This window comes from Achromobacter xylosoxidans A8 (genome assembly GCF_000165835.1).
GTDB classification, from domain to species: domain Bacteria; phylum Pseudomonadota; class Gammaproteobacteria; order Burkholderiales; family Burkholderiaceae_B; genus Achromobacter; species Achromobacter xylosoxidans_B.
Map to the genome: position 1 here is coordinate 4,885,589 of NC_014640.1, position 16,772 is coordinate 4,902,360.

The window sequence follows — 16,772 nt, forward strand, 5'->3', positions numbered from 1 at the left end:
GTACTGTCCATTGAATGGACGATTTGAATTGTTCGATGCAGCATTCTGAGCTATACACATGCACTGCATCAAGGTAGAGTCCACGGCACGGACAGTGGTTTTCCCTTGAACATTCCGTAATAACCCGAGTTTTCAGAGATTTTCATGCAAGATAGCGACGCTGGGGCCGCAGGTCCACGCACATTGCGGCGCGGATTGGCCGTCCTGGCCGCCCTGCGGGACCAGGGCCCCGATGGCCTGAGCGTGACCGATATCGCCCGTCTCACGGGCATACAGCGTCCCACCATCTACCGCCTGCTGGCCGCCCTGCTCGACGCCGGGCTGGTGCTGGCCGTGACTGGCACCAAGAAGTACCGCGCCCAACTGGCGGTGGACCCGGACACGCGCTCGCGCGATCCGCGCGTGCGCCAGTTGCTGCCCGTGCTGCGCCGTCTGGCCGACCGCACCGGCGACGCGGTATTCCTGGTCGTGCGCGAAGAGGACGACTCCATCAGCCTGCATCGCGAGATCGGCAGCTATCCGGTGCAGATCCTGGCCACCTATGCCGGCAAGCGCCAGCCGCTGGGCGTGGGCTCGGGCGGCATGGCCTTGCTGGCCGCCCTGCCCGACGACATCGCGCGCGGCATCGTCGAGCGCAACTCCGGCCGGCTGGATGAATATGGCGGTATGACGCCGCAGGAAATGTTCCGCCTGATCGAAAACACCCGCGCCCGCGGCTATTCCGTGGTGGGCAACCACGCGGTGCGCGGCGCGCTGGGCGTGGGCTGCGCGCTGCTGGACGCGCAGGGCGCGCCGATCCTGGCGGTCAGCGTCACGGCCATCATCGACCGCATGCCGGCCCAGCGCCAGCGCGAAATCGCCGGCTGGATCAAGACCGAGCTGGCGCGCCTGTCGATGCAGGCTTGAAGCCTGCTGCAGCCAGCAAAAAAAACGGGCGCCCAGAAGGCGCCCGTTGTCATTCCAGCAGAGATCGGCCCGCTTCAGGCCGCCGCTCCGGGCTTGGCGTTCTGGATCTCGCGCATGGGAATCGGCGGCTGGAAGCCCGCGTCTTCCAACGACTTGCGGATGTCCTGGTACAGGCCCCAGCGCAGGTCCCAATACTTGGCTGATTCGGTCCAGACGCGCACGTTCACGACCACGCCGTTTTCCTTGTAGTCGACCACCTTCACCAGCGGTTCAGGATCCTTCAGCGTTTCCGGACGGGCATCCACGATGGCGCGCAGCTTGGCCACCACGACTTCCAGATTGTCGCCATAGCGCACCGGCACCGGGATATCCAGGCGGCGCGTCTTGTTGCGGCTGTAGTTGGTGATGGTGGCGTTCCACACCGTGCTGTTGGGCAAGGTCAGGTGGATGCCGTCGACCTGGACCAGGCGCGTCAGGAACAGGCCGACCTCTTCCACCGTGCCGTCCACGCCCGTGCTCAGCGCCACGTATTCGCCGGCGCGTATCGGGCGCAGGATCAGCAGCATGATGCCGGCGGCGATGTTCTGCAGCGTGCCTTGCAAGGCCAGGCCCACGGCCAGGCCGGCGGCGCCCAGCACGGCGATCAGGCTGGCCGTCTGCACGCCGAAGCGCGCCAGCACCGCGATGACAGTGAAGATGCGCACCGTCCAGACCACCGTGCTGTAGAACATGGGCACGATGGTGGGATCGATCTTCTTGGAGCGCGTCGCAGCGCGGCGCACCCAGCTGCCCAGCAGGGACGACACCCACCAGCCGATGATGAGGATCAGCAGCGCAACCGCCAGATTGAGGCCCAGGTCCACCAGCTTGGGAGCCCAGGCGTTAAATTCTTTCAAGGCTTCTTCCATGGATACTCCTGCGGAAAAGTTGAGGCCGCGAGAGCAGCCCGGCAGCGGGCGCCTTGCGGCCTGAAAAAAGCAGCCGAAAACTTTATCAGATGGCGCTTGCGATCAGGGCCGCATCGCGGCCCTGTTGTGTCAAGCTTTGTAAGCACGGCGGATCAAGCCCGCGCCGGGATCTTGCGGAAATGGTTATCCCAGGACACCTCGCGCGACGGTGCCAGCACGGGTTGTTCCGCGCCCGAGGCGTCGATGCGCAGCATTGCTCCCAGGCCGCTGCTCAGCAGGAAGCCCTCGCCGGCCGCAGGCGCCACGCCGCAGCCGTCCGCCAGCTCGGTCGTGCCCAGGCAACGGCCGCTGGCCGCGTCCCAGTAGATCACCTGTCCGCCCACCGGACTCGAGGTCGCGACCACCGCGCCGGCCGCGTCCACCGCCACCGAGCCGACGTAGTTGCGCATCTGCCGCAGCGCCTGCGCGGGCCCTTCGAACAGTTCCAGCCGCGCGCCGCGCCGATGCCGCCCCACCAGCGCCGGCCGGTCGGAGGCCGGACCCATGTACTGGCAGCCGAACCAGACGCTGCCGTCGGCGGCCAGCGCGAGGTGGCGGATGGACAGGCGGTGCAAGGAGGAATCCAGCTCCACTTTCTCAAGCAGTTCGCCGCTGGCCGCGTCGATGTAGGCCAGCGAGGGCCGCATCGTGTCCAGATTCAGTTCCAGCTTGCCGTAGTCGGGATGCGTCAGGATGCCGCCGTTGGCGACGCACAGCGTCTTGCCGTCGGGCATCAGCACCACTTCATGCGGACCGATGCCGCCGCTGTCGAACTCGCCGATGCGGCGGTACGCGCCGCCGGGCGAGGCGTCGTACAGGCCCAGCACGCCCCGGCCCGCTTCAAAATCGTTTTCGGTGGCGGCCAGCAGCCGGCCGCCGTCCACATAGGCGCCGTGGCCGAAGAAGTGACGTTCCTCGTGCATGGGCAAAGCCTGGGGCTCACCGCCGCGCAAAGAGAAAGCCAGCGCGAAGAAACCCGGCTGACGGCCGAAGACGACGGCTCTTTCCCCCGCGGCATCGATGGCGAAGCTGTGCCCGCGCGCGGGCATGGGCACCACCAGCCTATCGTGTCCGGCCTCGTCCAGCAGCGCGGTTTCATCCCGCCCGCCGCGCTTGCGCGCGCTCAGGTACAGGACTTCGCCGTCCTTGGGAGCTGCCGCCAGCGCAGCCGCGGGCGCCAGGCCCATCGCGGCCGCGAGCGACAGGAAGCGGCGCCGGTCAATCGCCATCGAGCGCGTTGAATCCGATCGTGACGCCCAGGGCCGGCGCCAGATTTTCATCGACGATGGCCTTGGCGTTCTTCAGGGTCAACGCCGCCAGGGTCAGCTGACGACGCCCGTCTTCCTGCGCCAGCGCCTGCTCCAGCGGAACCGGCACGGCTTGCAGCGTACGCGCCGCGCTGGCCAGTTCGCCGCGCACGGACTCGGCCATCCAGGCGTCGCCCTTGGGCAGCGCATAGGCGCCCGCCTGGTAGAAGGCCTGCAGCCCGTCCAGGTTGGCCGCCAGCAGGCGCGTGGACAGCTGGCTGCGCCAGAATGCGGCGCGCTTGGGCCGCGCCGCTTCGGGCGTCTCGCCAAGCACGGGCAGGATCTTTACGTCGCGCGCGAACTGCAGTCCGGTGGAGAGGGACTTCATGGCCTCGGCCGCGACTTCCTGCTGATCGCGGTACAGATCATTGCCGGCCTTGGGTTGCGCGAACTGCCGGCCGAAATCGCCTTCGGCGCTCCAGGCCTGGGCTACATCGCGCGTGATCTGCCTGACGTTGGCGGCCACCGCCCGGGCGTAATCGCAGGCGTAGGCGTCGACCTTCCCGCCATCCTGCCGCAGCAAGGCCGGCTCGCCGTACAGCACGTATTCCAACGCGGGCAGGCCCTGCACGGCCACGCTGCGTCCCGCCAGGGCGCCGGGCACGAGCAAGGCGCCGTCCTGCGCGGCGATCAGCGCCTGCACCTGCTTGGGCATGACGCCGCGCGTATCGGGCCAGAAGGCCAGGCGCTCGTAGCGGTTGGCCTGCACCAACGGGCCGAAGCGCAGGAACTCGATGCCGGACCAGGCCAGGGCCAGGTTCTCGAAAGCCTCTTGGACGCGTGCGGCGTCCGCCGCGCCCGGCTGGGCGCACCAGCGGCCCAGCGCGCCGTCCAACGCCGACGCCGCATCCACCATCCTTGCCACGGCGGGACGGGCGTAGTCGCGCGCCAGGCGCTCGCCCAGATCGGAGGGCGGTGCCGCGAGCGCGGCCGAGGGCGCGGCCACGGCCAGGGCGGCCGCCGCGGCGCGTTTGAACACTTCTTGGACAAATCCGGCCATCACAGCGACTCCAGGAAACGGATGAGATCGGCGCGTTCTTCGGGCGTCATCGCCACCACGCGGTCACGCGCGGGCTTGGCCTCGCCGCCATGCCACAGCACGGCTTCCAGCAAGGTGCGCGCGCGCCCGTCATGCAGCCAGGTCGCGTTGGGATTCACGGTCTTGGTCAGGCCTATGCCCCACAGCGGCGGCGTGCGCCATTCGCGGCCATTGGCTTCGCCGTCGGACACGCCGTCGGCCAGGTCCTCGCCCATGTCGTGCACCAGCATGTCGGTGTACGGCCAGATCAGCTGGAAGCGGTGTTCGGGCTGCTTGGCGTTGCGGCTGGTGACGTACTTGGGCACGTGGCAGGCGACGCAATTGGCTTCGTAGAACAGCTTCTTGCCAGCCAGCACGCGCGCGTCGTCGGCATCGCGCCGCTGCGGCACGGCAAGATTGGTGGAATAGATGGTGACGAAGTCCATCAGCTTGGCCGGCACTTCTTCCGGACCAAAGCGCGGCTGCGCGCCATGCGGCATGTCCAGGCACTGCTTCTGCGAGGGCGTGCAGTCGCCGGAATGCTTGGGGAACAAGGGCGTGGACAGCCCCATGTCGTTGGAGAAGGCGGCAGCGCTCTGCTGCTCCACCGTGGGTTGGCCGGCCTTCAGGTTGAAGCGGCCCAGCACGCGCGCGCCGGTGCGCACATCGGTGACCCAGTTGGCCTTGCCGACGATGCCATCGCGCTTGTCCGCGCCCACGTTGGCCAGGATGTCGGCCTCGTGGATGGATTCCAGCAGGCCCAGGCCGATCATGGGCGGCGCCAGGCGCGGCGAAATCTGCGTGTCCGCGCGCATCGGACCGTAACCCAGGTTCTCGATGCGGTAGGCAGGCTTCATCAGGGTGACGGTTTCGCCGCCGTTGAGCGCGACCGCGACCGGCTGGTATTCGATCTCCATGCGGCCTTCGACGGGCAGGCCCGCCACCGCGAAGTTCTGCAATTGCACGCCGTAGACGGGTTCGGGCAAGGCCGCGATCTCACCCGGGGCCAGCTTGGGATGGCCGCGATCGGGCCCTTGCGGCACCGCCAGGCGCAGCAGCAGCGCCACCGCGTCGGTGCGCTCCAGGGGATCGAAACCCGGCACCGTGCCGCGTCCGTCCTTGGTATGACAGGCCTGGCAGGAACGCGCGTTGAACAGCGGCCCCAGGCCGTCCGAGGCCTGGGTGGAGGCAGGCGCCGAGACCCAGTCCTTGCGGAACAGGCCGTTGCCGACCTGGAATTCCTGGCGCCCCTCGAAGCTCATGTTGGCCGACGGCTGCGAAAAGATGTCGGCGTTGATGAGCTTGTTGGTGGTGGTGGCGCCGGCCTGCATGGTCTCGAAGGTTTCCACCTTCGAGAAGTCCTGCGTAGGCGCGGTGATTGCGGTCACGCGCTTGAGATCCTCGGGCGTGAGGTCGTCGCGCTCGCTTGGAGCGGCGGCGGCGCCGGCATGGGCCGACGCCGCCAGTACGGCGGCTAAAACGAGTTTCACTTGAATACGGCGTCAGGTTTATCCAGGCTGTCGGAACCTTCGATGGCGACCTTGCCCAGGTCCAGCAGGGCAATCACGCGCTCCAGGCTGCGGGTCTGGTCGACCAGGCGGTCGATGGCGGCCTGCACCACGGCGTTGCCTTCCTTGTTGCCGTCCGAAATCATCTGGTCGTAGGTTTCGACCGTTTCGGCGCGCGTCTTCATCGCCTGCATGGCGGCCACGGTGGCGTCCAGCTTGGCGCGCACTTCGGCATCCAGCTTGGGATCGCGCGCCTTGACCAGCTCCGACAGGCTGGCGCCCTTGACGGTCTTGCCGTCGATGCGGGTGTAAGCGCCCAGGTAGACGTTGCGGATGCCAATCTGGTCGTAGTAGTGCGAGTTGTGCGTGTTGTCCGAGAAGCAGTCGTGCTCTTCCTCGGGATCATGCAGCATCAGGCCCAGCTTCATGCGTTCGCCGGCCAGCTCGCCGTAGGACAGGCTGCCCAGCCCGGTCAGCATGGCGATCAGGCCTGCCTTCGGATCTTCCTCGACGGCTTTGCGCGCGGCGCCGTCCTTCTTCCAGTTGCCGACCATCTCTTCCAGGTCCGTCACCAGCAGGTCGGTCACGGCCTTGAGGAATTCGACGCGACGCTCGCAGTGGCCGCCCGTGCATTGCTTGGTGTCGAAGTCGGTGTGCGGGCGGTTGCCGGCATGGCGCTCCTGCGGCGTGCCCTTGCGGTCGGCCGGCGCGGGGCCGGTGCCGTTCAGGTCCTGGCCCCACAACAGGAATTCGATGGCGTGGTAACCCGTGGCGACGTTGGCCTCGTTGCCGTCGGCCTCATGCAGAATCTCGGACAGCAGTTTGGGGGTGATCTTGCTGACGTCGACGGTCTTGCCGCCCACCGATATCTTGGAGTTGGCGATGACATTGACCGCGTAGTAGGCGTTCTCGTCGTTCTCGGTGCCGTAGGACGCGTCCACGTAGTCGATCAGGCCTTCGTCCAGCGGCCAGGCGTTGACGCGGCCTTCCCAGTCGTCGACGATGGGGTTGCCGAAGCGGTAGGCCTCGGTCTGCTGGTACGGCACGCGGGCCGCCAGCCAGGCTTCGCGCGCGGCCTTCAGCGTTTCGGCGCTGGGCTTGGCGATCAGGGCGTCGATGGCGGTGCGCAGGGTCTTGGCGGAGGTCAGCGAATCTTCATAGCCGGCCAGCGCCAGATCCGAATACGTGGCGACCACGGCCTTGGGTTCCACCGCGGCCTGAGCCGTCCCCCCGAACACCGCGGCGGCCAACACCGCTCCCAACAGCAACTTGCGCATCGATTTTCTCCCGTAACTCGAACGGCAACCGCCCCCACGGCGGCCCGCTCAACCTCGAATTTTGAGGATGAGAGTGTAAACAATTTTCGTTTGGTGTTCAGAATAAAGTCAGATACCTGACATTTCTTTGAACCGGCAGACAGGTTTTCCCCGAGTCGGCAAAGCGGCGCGCGGCCATCGGCAGCGACTACTATCCTCTACTCCGCCCCCGCCTTGCGCCATGGAACTCCGCCAACTCCGCTACTTCGTCCGCGTTGCAGAACTGGGCAGCATCGGCCGCGCGGCGCGCGAGCTGGAGGTGGTCGCCTCGGCGCTCAGCCAGCAGATCAGCCGCCTGGAGAGCGAACTGGCCACGCGGCTGCTGGTGCGCACGCCCCGGGGCGTGGTGCCGACGCCGGCCGGCACGGCCTTCCTGCGCCAGGCGCAACTGACGCTGCGGCATGCGGAAAACGCCGTCGCGGCAGCGCGCGAGGCGCGTCTGGCCGGCATGGTCAGCGTCGGCTTCGCGCCCACCACCGCATCGGTGCTGGCCCGGCCGTTCTACGCCGCCATGGCCGAACGCTATCCGAACGTGCGGCTGCATCTGGTCGAGGGCTTGTCGGGCAACCTGGGCGAACTGCTCACGGGGCGGCGGCTCGATCTGGCCGTGCTGTTCCAGAACGACAGCAGCCAGGGCCGCAGCGCCATCCCGGTGCTGGACGAAAGATTGTTCCTGCTGGCCCGGCGCGGCATGGTCGCGCTGCCCGACGGCGAGCCCATCACCATGGCGCTGCTGGGCAGCCTGCCGCAGGCCGTGACCAGCAAGGCCCACGGCCTGCGGGCCTGGGTTGAAGCCGCCTTCGAACGCGCCGGCGTGGAGCCCTGGATCGGCGTCGAGGTCGACGGGCTGACCACGCTGATGGATCTGGTGCAGGCCAATCCGCTGGCCACCATCCAGCCCGGCGCGGCCGTGGCCCGGGTCGAATCCGGGCTGCTGAGCATGCATCCCATCGACGATCCCTTCCTGTTCCGCCGCAACCTGGTCTATTGCATCAACGACGAAGAACTGTCACCGGCGGCATTGGCCGCGCGCGTGGTGCTGCTGGACGTGATGCGCGCCCTGGTACGCAACGGCGGCTGGCCCGGCGCAACCCTTCTCGATTCGTGATGCCCCCATGCCGGGGCCATGGCTAGGCCCTGCCCAGCTGCGCAGATAAATTGCCACGCATGGATGCCGTGGCATGGTGCGACGGCAATGGAGCTTCACGAATTCCGATGACCACTGACACCCAAGCCGGGGGACGCCTGCGCATAGCCTCGATGCGTCCGCATTGCACCGAAGCGGAATGGAAGGCCCGCGTCGACCTGGCGGCCTGCTATCGCCTGGTCGAAATCTACGGCATGGCCGACATGATGGCCAACCACATTTCGGCGCGCGTGCCGGGCGAAGACAACGCCTTCCTGATCAACCCCTACGGCATGATGTACGAGGAGATCACGGCGTCCAGCCTCATCAAGGTGGATCTGGACGGCAGCATCCTGGCGCGGCCCGATTTCGGCGAGCTGGACTACGGCATCAACAAGGCCGGCTATGTGATCCACAGCGCGGTGCACGCGCACCGCCATGAAGTGGATTGCGTGATCCATACCCATAGCTGGGCGTCGATGGCCGTGTCCTCGCTCGAATGCGGACTGCTGCCCCTGACCCAGACCGCCATGCGCTTCCTGAAGATCGGCTACCACGACTACCAGGGCGTGGTGCTCGGCGTCGAGGAACAAGCCTCGCTGCTGGCAGACCTGGGCCAGGGCGAAGCGCTGATCCTGCGCAACCACGGCGCCCTCACCGTGGGCCGCAGCGTGGGCGAAGCCTTCAACTGGATGCACCGCCTGGAGCTGGCCTGCCGCTCCCAGCTGGCGGCCATGGCGACGGGCGCGCCGCTGCAACCCGTGGCCGCGTCGGTGCTGCAGGAAACCTGGAACAACTATCAGCCCGGCACGCGCCGGCCCTATGGCGTGATGGAGTGGCCCGCCCTGCTGCGCAAGCTGGACCGGCTGGACCCCAGCTATCGCGACTGAGTTTTTTCGATTTTGCAGGCGCCGGCCGGCGTGGCGGCACGGCGCCATCGAAAACACCACCATGCCCACGCGAGGAGACATCATGAACACTGCACGAGCCCTGCTCGCTTCCGCAGCGCTGGCTGGCGCCTGTACGCTGGCGCCGGCCGCGGCCGCGGACTATCCCGACCGGCCGGTCAAGGTCATCGTGGCGTTCTCGCCCGGCGGCACCACCGACACCCTCACGCGCAGCGTCACCAATACCCTGACGCAGAAGCTGGGCCAGCCCTTCGTGGTCGAGAACAAGCCGGGCGCGGGCGGCAACATCGGCACGGAGTTCGTGGTGCGCGCCCCGGCCGACGGGCATACCCTGATCGTCAATTCCGTGGGTCCCATTGCCGTCAATCCCTCGCTGAACAAGCTGCCCTACAGTCCGCTGACCGATCTGATCCCCATGGTGCAGATCGCCACCGTGCCCAACGTGCTGGTGGTGCCGCCCTCCTCCCCTGCCAAGGACATCCAGGGCTTCCTGAAGTACGTCAAGAGCGCGCGCCAGCTCAACTACAGTTCCACCGGCGTGGGCACGTCCTCGCATCTGTCGAGCTACATGCTGATGGACGAGCTGGGCGTCAACGCCACGCACGTGCCCTACAAGGGCGCGGACGCGGTCAACGACCTGCTGGCCGGGCGCATCGACTTCATGTTCGCCACCATTCCATCCGTGATCGGACATATCCGTTCCGGCAAGCTGCGCGCGCTGGCGGTCAGCACCGCGCAGCGCTCCGCCACCCTGCCGGAATTGCCCACCATTGCAGAGTCCGGCTACCCGGGCTTTGACGCCGGTTCCTGGTTCGGCTTCTTCGCGCCCAAGGGTACGCCGCAGCAGGTGGTGGAGGTCGTCAACCGCGAGGTCAACGCGGCCCTGCCGGCGCTCAATGAACAGATGCTGCGCGAAGGCGCCGAGCCGGTTGGCGGCACGCCCGCGCAATTCGGCGCCTTCATCAAGCGCGAACATGACAAGTGGGCGGTACTGGTGCGCAAGTTCGCCCCCGAAGCGCATTGAAGCCGGCGCCATGACCCAAGGTACCGACATCCGCATCCTGTGCTCGCCGGCCGAAGCCCCGCCATTGCGCCTGGCGCTGGACCGTACGCCGGCCGCTGGCCGCTATGCGCTGGTCCATCCCGTGGCGGGCCAGCCCATGGCGGCCGAGGCCGCCTTCGTCTCGCGCGACATCACGGGCCATTCGACCAAGTTCGAAATCCAGCCATCCACCGCGCTGTATTACGAGGCGATGCGGCATGCGCCGGCGCTGCGCTGGGTGCACGTGCACTCGGCCGGCGCCGACCGCGAGATCTACCAGAGCTTGCACGCGCGCGGCGTGGCGGTCACGACCTCGCAGGGCGCCAGCGACCCGGTGGTTGCCCAGAGCGCCATCGCGGGAGTGCTGGCGCTGGCGCGCCGCCTGCCGCTGCTGGCCGCCGACCAGCGCGACCGCGCGTGGCGTCCGCTCCTGGATGGGCGCACGCCCCGAGACCTGGCCGGCCAGCATGCCGTGGTGGTGGGCTGGGGCGGCATAGGCCAACGCATCGGCGCGCTGCTGGGCGCGCTCGGACTGGAATTTTCGGTCGCGCGCCATAGCGGCGCGTCCGTGCCGCAGGCCCGCCATACCGTGAGCTACAGCGAACTGCCGTCCCTGCTGCCCGCCGCCGATTGGCTGGTGCTGGCCTGCCCGCTCACGCCTGTCACGCGCAACCTGGTCGGCCGCGAGGCGCTCGCCGCGCTGCCCGCTCATGCCATGGTGGTCAACGTGGCCCGCGGCCACGTGATCGACGAGCCCGAACTGATCGCGGCGCTAAGCACCCAGCGCCTGGGCGGCGCCTTCCTGGACGTGTTCCAGCATGAACCGCTGCCGCCGGATTCCGCACTGTGGGATCTGCCCAACGTCATCGTCACGCCGCACAGCGCCGGGTTCTCGGACGGCAATGCCGCGCGCGTGCGCGCCCTGTTCGTCGACAACCTCACTCGCTGGCTCGCAGGCGAACCGCTGGCCCATCGCAGCATTGCCTGAATGGCCTGTCGCCGCCCGGACGCAAGTCCGGACGGCGACAGGCCATTCAGTAGCCTCAGCGCTGCAAGGGCGACTTGGCCGTTTCCCTTGCGGCCAGCACCGCCACCGCCGTCACCGCCAATGCCGCCGCCACGTACAGCGAAATCGCAAAGGTCGAGTTCCAGGACTTGAACAGGCTGGCGATGATCAGCGGCGCGAACCCACCGCCGACGATGCCGGCCAGCGTGTATGCCAGCGAAGACCCCGCATAGCGCACGCGGCCCGGGAACTGCTCGGTGACGAATGCGGCCTGCGGGCCGTACATCAGCGCGTGGATCAGCAGGCCCACTACAACCGCCGCGCAGATGGCGATGGGATGCGCGGTGTCCATCAGCACGAAGAAGACGAAGGCCCAGATCATGCCCAGCACCGCGCCTGCCAGGTACACCGGACGCCGGCCGATCTTGTCGGACAGATGCCCGCACAGCGGCACCGCAAGCGCGTTCAGCGCAGCCCCCAGCATGGTGGCAGTCAGGGCCATCGGCCGCGACAGGTGCAGCACCGTCGTCACGTAAGTCAGCGTGAACACCACCACCAGCGCATAGAGCACGTCGGAACCGATGCGCGAGCCGCCGGCGATCAGCAGCTGGCGCCAGTACTGTCCCAGCACTTCCTTGATGGGAGTGGCGGCGGTTTCGCGCTTCTGTTCCATTTCCAGGAATACAGGCGTCTCTTCAACGCCGCGGCGCAGCCACAGGCCGAACAGCACCAGCGCCACGCTGGAGACGAACGGCAGGCGCCAGCCCCAGGCCTGGAAGTCCTCGGGGCTGAGGAAGGCCGAGACCGCCGCGATGAAGCCCGTGCCTATCAGCGTGCCGCAGGACGGTCCGATCTGCGTGAACGAAGCGTTGCGCCCGCGCTGGTCCGGCTTGCCGTGCTCCATCGACAGCAGCACCGCGCCGGCCCATTCGCCGCCCAGGGCCACGCCCTGCACGAAGCGCAAGGCCACCAGCGCCACCGGCGCCCACACACCCCAGGACGCGTAGGTCGGCAACAGCCCCATCAGGCCGGTGGAAATGCCCATGATGACCAGGGTGGCGACCAGGACGAACTTGCGCCCCAGCCGGTCGCCCAGATGCCCGAAGACAAAGCCGCCCAGCGGCCGCGACACGTAACCCACGGCATAAGTGGAAAAAGCCAGGATGGTGCCCGTCAGCGGGTCGAAGGACGGAAAGAAGATGGAGTTGAATACCAGCGCCGCCATCAGGTTGTAGATGGTGAAGTCGTACCACTCCAGCGTGGTGCCGACCGAACTGGCCAGAGCCAGCCTGCGCATCTTGTTGGGCGCCGCAGCCGTCTTGATCGCCGCGGCGTCGTACAGGGTTTCTTCAGCCATGGGGTTCCCCTTGAATATGATGTTTGCTGCCAGGCCGCGACGGGCTTAGCGCAGGTCGGCAGCCGCCAGCTTCCAGCCCAGTTCCAGCAGCCAGGCGCCGGACGGATCGGCATCGAAGGCGCTGCAGGCCTGGTCGCGCAAGGCATGCGCGGCCGCCGCGGAGCTCGCCTCCACCACGAACAGGGGCGCCAGCACGCGGTTCTCGGCGGACTCGCGCGGCAGGGGCGTGCTGAGCGCCGCATCCGGCACCAGCAGATAGGACTGCACGAAGCCGTCGGCCTCTGCCAGCTGGGCGCCCAGCGCGCTGGCCCGGACGACCTGCGCCTCGCCGTCGCCAGTCGCCGGCAGCGGCAGGACCACGAGTTCGCTGCCGGAGCCGAAGCCGGTCACGGCCCGCACGGCGCAGACGCGGCGCATGGGATCGCGCATCCGGTCCAGGTTGGTCACCGACCATGCGGTCTGGCGTTCGAACGCCGCGCGGTAATCGGACGTAGTGAAGGCCGCCAGCGATTCGGTGCGGTACAGGCCCAGGTACTTACGGCCGCCCTGCCGCGACAGGTAGCGCGCGCCCGACAGGAAGCCGGGGATGCGCACGCGCTCTTCCACGTGCTCGCGGTCGTACCAGCGGTTGAAATCGGCGTCGTGGGCGGCGTCGGCGTCAGTAGCGACGAACAGCAGGCCGTGGGGCGGGAGAGAGGATTCGGTGTGCGTGCTCATGGGCGGAAGACAGGAAATTCCTTCGATTGCGGAAGGCTCCATCTTCAGCCGGCCGACTGGCGGCGGACAAACGAGTAATTTTTCTGCGCGGCAACAGAATTACTGAAAGACGCCCTAGGGATAACACTATTGCGCCGAGCCCAATCGCGGCGCAATGACCGAGGAAGTGAACTGGTCCGAAGCGCGGCTGGCGAGCTCGGCCACCAGCCGGATCGCATCCGACCCGGCGCTTTCCAGATAGCTCACCACCAGCAGCTGGGGCGGCACCGGAATGTCGCAGCGGATGATCTGCACTTCGCCGCGCGCCACGTACTCGTAGATGGGCGGCAGCGGCACCAGCGCGCGGCCGAATCCGCTGCGCACCAGCCGCGCCAGCGCGGAGATCGAACTGACGCAATGCACCTTGCCCTGCGGCATGCCGACTTCGCGGTACAGGGCCTTGAGCGCTTCATGCGGTTGCGATCCCGGACTCATGGTCAGCACCGGCTCGCTCAACAGTTGCTGCGTGGTCAGCGCTTCCTCGTCGCCGGCCGGCCCGACCCAGCCCATCTCCATGGGCAGGCAGGTAGTGCTGATGATGCCGCTGTCGTTCAGCAGATCGGTCTGCAACGCGATGTCGAGCGTCCCTTCACGCAGGCCGCGGTGCAGGGCCCGCGTGGTCTCGGACGTGAGCTGCACTTCGATGCCCGGATAGGTGGAGCGCAGATTGGTCAGGAAGCCGATCAGCCAGGTATGCACCACGGTCTCGATGGCGCCGATGCGCACCAGGCCGAAGACCTCGTCACCGCCCTTGCCCAGCGACAGGATCTGCTGGCGGATCTCCAGCAGCCGCTCGCCGTAGTCCAGCAGCCGGGTGCCGGTGGCGGTCAGCCTGAGCTCCTTGGCGTCGCGCTCGAACAGGCGCGCGCCGATGTCCTCTTCCAGCGAGGCGATGCGGTTGGCCACGGCGGCCTGGGTGATGTGCAGGCGGTCGCTTGCCGCCCGGAAACTGCCCAGGCGCGCCGACCACAGAAAGGCTTCGACAAAACGCGTATTCATCTCGGTACGACGCGGCAAGGCATCGCGCAAGGGTCCAGAACCCCGGAGCGGCAAGCTCCGATCCCTCCACATGCTACCGCCATAAGGCCGGACGCGGCATGGGCTGCGGTGTGTCCGCATCAATGGTGCGTCGCGCACCAAAGTGGCTCAGGCGCGGCACCAGCGCGAGGCAGCCTGGTCCGCTCCCGCGCGCCGGCCTCACGGCCGGCAGTTGGCACGGCTCTTGCTTGATGCCTGGTATGCCAGCTTGTCCACCAGCGCCGCTTTCCGCGCACACCAGGAGTCCCGCATGATCCGCCGCAACGCATCCGCCGCCGTCAACGCTCCCCGCGCTCGTTGAACCACCGATCCGAGGCCACTATATGGGAACCGCCTTTGCCATCATCGACATACCGCGCACGCTGGCCGATACCGCATACGGCACGCTGAAGCGGGACATCCTGGACTTCCGGCTGGCGCCGGGCGACCGCTTTACGGAAACCGAAATCGCCGACCGCCTCCAGGTCAGCCGCACGCCGGTGCGAGAAGCCCTGTTCCGCCTGGAGCGCGAAGGCTATCTGGAGGTGCGGCAGCGCAACGGCTGGTTGGTCAAGCCGCTGGACTTCAACACGCTAGACCACTTCTACGAGCTGCGCAGCGTGCTGGAAGCGGCCGCCGTGCAGGCGCTGTGCGTGTCCGCCAGCGCCACTGGGCGGCAGCGCGCGCTGCGCCCATTGGCCGACCTCTGGCTGGTCGACGAAAGCGAGCGCTCCAGCGATTGCGAGCGGCTGGCGGATCTGGACGAGCGCTTCCACATCGATCTGGTCGCCGCCGCCGGCAACCCGGAGATCGCACGAGTGCATCGCGCCGCCACCGAACGCCTTCGCATCGTGCACCGCTTGGCATTCACCGTGCCCGAGCGCATCGGCAAGGTTTACGAAGAGCACGCCGCCACACTCGAAGCCGCGCTGGCCGGCGACGCGCCACGCGCGATGGCGCTGCTGCACGTGCATATCCAGGGCAGCCAGGCCGCGGCGCGTGAGATCACGCTGCACCGCCTGCATGCCGCCCGCGGCGCACGCGCGGCATGACGTCTGCCCACGCGGGCGGTGCGCGCGTACCGCGCCTCAGCCCGCGCGCAGCCAACGATGCAGCAGGCGGAACACCAGGGGCATGCAGAGGTACACCATGACCGGCGTCAGGGCCACGCTGGTGATCAGCACGCGCCAGAACACCGGCAGGAGGCTCAGCGGTTCGCTGGCCAGAATGGAAAACGCCAGCAGCACCGGAAAATAAGCCAGCCAGATGCTGACGGCCTGTTTCCAACGCGGCGGCGCGCTGGTCCTGGGCGCGAACCAATCGTCCGTGCCGCTGACGCGGCGCTCGTGGCTGGCGCGCACCAGCGCCGCGCCGCGTTCCAGCCACATGCGGCGCGGCAGGGAGTTTTCCCAGCGGCCGAGGCTGGCCGCGTCGGCAAAGCGCAGCACGATCTGATACTGGTCTCCACCCTCCGGCGGCTGCAGCACGCCAGAGCCGAGAAAGCCTGGAAAGCCTGCGGCGAGGATTTCGCCCTGGCGCATCCAGGACAGGAAATCGCCATAGCGTTCGGGGGTGATGCGCCGGGTGACCAACAAGGTGATCGGGGCGGGACTGGACATGGCGGAACTCCTGGGACGGCGCGCAGCTTGTTATGCGGTACTCATGCAGTATCAACGCAGTATTAACCCTAGCAAGCGGCATGCCAGGACTGTCTGCCCTCGCTGCGCCCCCGCCATGGCATGCGGCCGGGTTGCGGCGAGCGAGAGTGCGCACCGCGTGGCACACCACTATGGTGAAGCACCCGCATTCCGCACCACGCTGGTGCCTCTCGCGGCCAGAGCTGCGACGACATCAGGGCGTCATGATCCTGAATAACCATATCCGCGATCGTGATTGAGCGTGCCTGCGTACAGGTCTACACTGAGATTCCCGTCCACCCCTTGGAGCCTGCGCCCCATGAGCACCTATAAGATTGCCGTTTTCGTCGGAAGCCTGCGCGCTGCCTCGTTCAACCTGCGGCTGGCCCGCGCGCTGGAAAAGCTGGTGCCCGCGGACTTCAAGTTCGAATACGTGAGCCTGGGCGACGTGCCGCTCTATAACCAGGACAACGAGAACAACCTGCCCGCCCCCGCCGCCAAGCTCAAGCAGCAGATCGCCGACGCCCAGGGCATCCTGTTCGTTTCGCCCGAGCACAACCGCTCCGTGCCGGCTGCCATCAAGAACGCCATCGACTGGGGTTCGCGTCCCTGGGGCCAGAACTCCTGGACCGGCAAGGCCGTCGGCATCGTCGGCACCTCGCCCAGCGCCGCCGGCACCGCCCTGATGCAGCAGCACCTGCGCAACATCCTGGCCGCCGAGGGCGCCAATGCACTGACCACGCCGGAAGTCTTCCTGCAATTCACGGAAGGCCTGGTCGACGACCAGTACAACATCACCAACGAAGGCACCCGCAAATTCCTGCAAGGCTGGGTGGACCGCTACGTGGACTGGATCAAGAAGTTCAACGCCTGATCGCCGCCGCTGCCGGCGCGGGCTCCTCCCGGCCGGCAGAGATCGCC

The 16,772-nt window shown here is 67.5% G+C and carries 16 protein-coding genes; 7 read left to right on the forward strand and 9 right to left on the reverse strand.

The genetic code is table 11. From position 1 onward, the window contains the following. Positions 1-144 precede the first annotated feature (144 nt). A complete protein-coding gene (locus AXYL_RS22585; protein ID WP_013395180.1) occupies positions 145-906 on the forward strand; it encodes an IclR family transcriptional regulator in 762 nt (253 codons plus the stop codon). 74 nt (positions 907-980) lie between these two features. Here the strand turns inward: AXYL_RS22585 and AXYL_RS22590 are convergent, their stop codons facing one another. The 5 genes from AXYL_RS22590 to AXYL_RS22610 form a co-directional block, all read right to left on the reverse strand. Then, entirely contained in the window at positions 981-1,814 is an 834-nt protein-coding gene (locus AXYL_RS22590) for a mechanosensitive ion channel family protein (RefSeq protein ID WP_013395181.1), read from the reverse strand. Between the two features lie 152 nt (positions 1,815-1,966). Then, a complete protein-coding gene (locus tag AXYL_RS22595; protein WP_013395182.1) occupies positions 1,967-3,082 on the reverse strand; it encodes a DUF1513 domain-containing protein in 1,116 nt (371 codons plus the stop codon). Then, the gene (locus AXYL_RS22600; protein ID WP_013395183.1) at positions 3,072-4,160 is read right to left on the reverse strand and encodes an imelysin family protein; all 1,089 of its coding nucleotides are present in this window, start codon (positions 4,158-4,160) and stop codon (positions 3,072-3,074) included. Before AXYL_RS22600 ends, AXYL_RS22595 begins: the two co-directional genes overlap by 11 nt. Then, positions 4,160-5,668, reverse strand: a complete 1,509-nt coding sequence (locus AXYL_RS22605) for a di-heme oxidoredictase family protein (RefSeq protein ID WP_013395184.1) — start codon at positions 5,666-5,668, stop codon at positions 4,160-4,162. The genes AXYL_RS22600 and AXYL_RS22605 overlap by 1 nt, the downstream gene beginning before the upstream one ends. Then, positions 5,665-6,963, reverse strand: a complete 1,299-nt coding sequence (locus tag AXYL_RS22610) for an imelysin family protein (RefSeq protein ID WP_013395185.1) — start codon at positions 6,961-6,963, stop codon at positions 5,665-5,667. The genes AXYL_RS22605 and AXYL_RS22610 overlap by 4 nt, the downstream gene beginning before the upstream one ends. Positions 6,964-7,183: 220 nt before the next feature. Here AXYL_RS22610 and AXYL_RS22615 point away from each other — a divergent pair, with 220 nt between their 5' ends. The 4 genes from AXYL_RS22615 to AXYL_RS22630 all read left to right on the forward strand — a co-directional run bounded on the left by AXYL_RS22615 (position 7,184) and on the right by AXYL_RS22630 (position 11,066). Beyond that, positions 7,184-8,110, forward strand: a complete 927-nt coding sequence (locus tag AXYL_RS22615; RefSeq protein ID WP_013395186.1) for a LysR family transcriptional regulator — start codon at positions 7,184-7,186, stop codon at positions 8,108-8,110. A 107-nt stretch (positions 8,111-8,217) separates the two neighbouring features. Beyond that, a complete protein-coding gene (locus tag AXYL_RS22620) occupies positions 8,218-9,018 on the forward strand; it encodes a class II aldolase/adducin family protein (RefSeq protein ID WP_013395187.1) in 801 nt (266 codons plus the stop codon). Between the two features lie 82 nt (positions 9,019-9,100). Beyond that, a complete protein-coding gene (locus tag AXYL_RS22625) occupies positions 9,101-10,060 on the forward strand; it encodes a Bug family tripartite tricarboxylate transporter substrate binding protein (protein ID WP_013395188.1) in 960 nt (319 codons plus the stop codon). A gap of 10 nt (positions 10,061-10,070) precedes the next feature. Next, positions 10,071-11,066, forward strand: a complete 996-nt coding sequence (locus AXYL_RS22630; protein WP_013395189.1) for a D-2-hydroxyacid dehydrogenase — start codon at positions 10,071-10,073, stop codon at positions 11,064-11,066. Positions 11,067-11,121: 55 nt separating this feature from the next. Here the strand turns inward: AXYL_RS22630 and AXYL_RS22635 are convergent, their stop codons facing one another. From AXYL_RS22635 to AXYL_RS22645, 3 genes are all read right to left on the reverse strand, one after another. Further along, entirely contained in the window at positions 11,122-12,441 is a 1,320-nt protein-coding gene (locus tag AXYL_RS22635) for an MFS transporter (protein WP_013395190.1), read from the reverse strand. A gap of 45 nt (positions 12,442-12,486) precedes the next feature. Continuing rightward, positions 12,487-13,158 carry a DUF4286 family protein gene (locus AXYL_RS22640; protein WP_013395191.1) on the reverse strand — a complete coding sequence of 224 codons (672 nt, stop codon included), beginning with the start codon at positions 13,156-13,158 and terminating at the stop codon, positions 12,487-12,489. A gap of 126 nt (positions 13,159-13,284) precedes the next feature. Beyond that, positions 13,285-14,196, reverse strand: coding sequence for a LysR family transcriptional regulator (locus tag AXYL_RS22645; protein WP_041655899.1), 912 nt, complete (start codon positions 14,194-14,196; stop codon positions 13,285-13,287). Between the two features lie 362 nt (positions 14,197-14,558). Here AXYL_RS22645 and AXYL_RS22650 point away from each other — a divergent pair, with 362 nt between their 5' ends. Further along, positions 14,559-15,266, forward strand: a complete 708-nt coding sequence (locus AXYL_RS22650; RefSeq protein WP_013395193.1) for a GntR family transcriptional regulator — start codon at positions 14,559-14,561, stop codon at positions 15,264-15,266. Positions 15,267-15,302: 36 nt separating this feature from the next. On the opposite strand, the gene AXYL_RS22655 is transcribed toward AXYL_RS22650, so the two are convergent. Next, entirely contained in the window at positions 15,303-15,833 is a 531-nt protein-coding gene (locus AXYL_RS22655; RefSeq protein ID WP_013395194.1) for an antibiotic biosynthesis monooxygenase, read from the reverse strand. A gap of 337 nt (positions 15,834-16,170) precedes the next feature. Here AXYL_RS22655 and AXYL_RS22660 point away from each other — a divergent pair, with 337 nt between their 5' ends. Continuing rightward, positions 16,171-16,725, forward strand: a complete 555-nt coding sequence (locus AXYL_RS22660) for an NADPH-dependent FMN reductase (protein WP_013395195.1) — start codon at positions 16,171-16,173, stop codon at positions 16,723-16,725. Positions 16,726-16,772: the final 47 nt, after the last annotated feature.

Coding starts and splice junctions, on each gene's coding strand:
- AXYL_RS22585 (WP_013395180.1), top strand. CDS start 145: ATGCAAGATAGCGACGCTGGGGCCGCAGGTCCACGCACATTGCGGCGC.
- AXYL_RS22590 (WP_013395181.1), bottom strand. CDS start 1,814: ATGGAAGAAGCCTTGAAAGAATTTAACGCCTGGGCTCCCAAGCTGGTG.
- AXYL_RS22595 (WP_013395182.1), bottom strand. CDS start 3,082: ATGGCGATTGACCGGCGCCGCTTCCTGTCGCTCGCGGCCGCGATGGGC.
- AXYL_RS22600 (WP_013395183.1), bottom strand. CDS start 4,160: ATGGCCGGATTTGTCCAAGAAGTGTTCAAACGCGCCGCGGCGGCCGCC.
- AXYL_RS22610 (WP_013395185.1), bottom strand. CDS start 6,963: ATGCGCAAGTTGCTGTTGGGAGCGGTGTTGGCCGCCGCGGTGTTCGGG.
- AXYL_RS22615 (WP_013395186.1), top strand. CDS start 7,184: ATGGAACTCCGCCAACTCCGCTACTTCGTCCGCGTTGCAGAACTGGGC.
- AXYL_RS22620 (WP_013395187.1), top strand. CDS start 8,218: ATGACCACTGACACCCAAGCCGGGGGACGCCTGCGCATAGCCTCGATG.
- AXYL_RS22625 (WP_013395188.1), top strand. CDS start 9,101: ATGAACACTGCACGAGCCCTGCTCGCTTCCGCAGCGCTGGCTGGCGCC.
- AXYL_RS22630 (WP_013395189.1), top strand. CDS start 10,071: ATGACCCAAGGTACCGACATCCGCATCCTGTGCTCGCCGGCCGAAGCC.
- AXYL_RS22635 (WP_013395190.1), bottom strand. CDS start 12,441: ATGGCTGAAGAAACCCTGTACGACGCCGCGGCGATCAAGACGGCTGCG.
- AXYL_RS22640 (WP_013395191.1), bottom strand. CDS start 13,158: ATGAGCACGCACACCGAATCCTCTCTCCCGCCCCACGGCCTGCTGTTC.
- AXYL_RS22645 (WP_041655899.1), bottom strand. CDS start 14,196: ATGAATACGCGTTTTGTCGAAGCCTTTCTGTGGTCGGCGCGCCTGGGC.
- AXYL_RS22650 (WP_013395193.1), top strand. CDS start 14,559: ATGGGAACCGCCTTTGCCATCATCGACATACCGCGCACGCTGGCCGAT.
- AXYL_RS22655 (WP_013395194.1), bottom strand. CDS start 15,833: ATGTCCAGTCCCGCCCCGATCACCTTGTTGGTCACCCGGCGCATCACC.
- AXYL_RS22660 (WP_013395195.1), top strand. CDS start 16,171: ATGAGCACCTATAAGATTGCCGTTTTCGTCGGAAGCCTGCGCGCTGCC.